Origin of the sequence: Acinetobacter sp. CFCC 10889 (genome assembly GCF_003268395.1) — a bacterium.
Lineage (GTDB): Bacteria > Pseudomonadota > Gammaproteobacteria > Pseudomonadales > Moraxellaceae > Acinetobacter.
Genome location: NZ_LQXQ01000201.1, coordinates 1 through 322, shown reverse-complemented (window position 1 = coordinate 322; position 322 = coordinate 1). Strand labels below are relative to the sequence as shown.

At 36.6% G+C, this 322-nt stretch carries 1 pseudogene; it reads left to right on the top strand.

The window, feature by feature from the left end:
- Nucleotides 1-15 precede the first annotated feature (15 nt).
- Nucleotides 16-322, top strand: a pseudogene (locus tag AVJ19_RS21370) (hypothetical protein); the annotation flags it as partial.

Genomic DNA, 322 nt, shown 5'->3' with positions numbered 1-322 from the left:
GTGGGGGTGTAGCTAATGGCTAGAGCACGCAACATTAAACCCTCATTCTTTTTAAATGAGGATATTGTTGAGCTTCCGTATGAAGCTCGACTACTTTTTATTGGGTTGTGGACCTTAGCAGATCGTGAAGGGCGTTTAGAGAATCGCCCTAAAAAGATCAAAATGTCTTTATTTCCTGCTGATGATATAAACGTTTCAGAACAGTTATTAAACATTTCTAAATATGGTTTTATCAAGTTATACAACGTAGATGATCTTGATGTTATCCAGATAGAAAACTTTGTGAAACATCAAACCCCACATGGATTAGAGAAAGATAGTG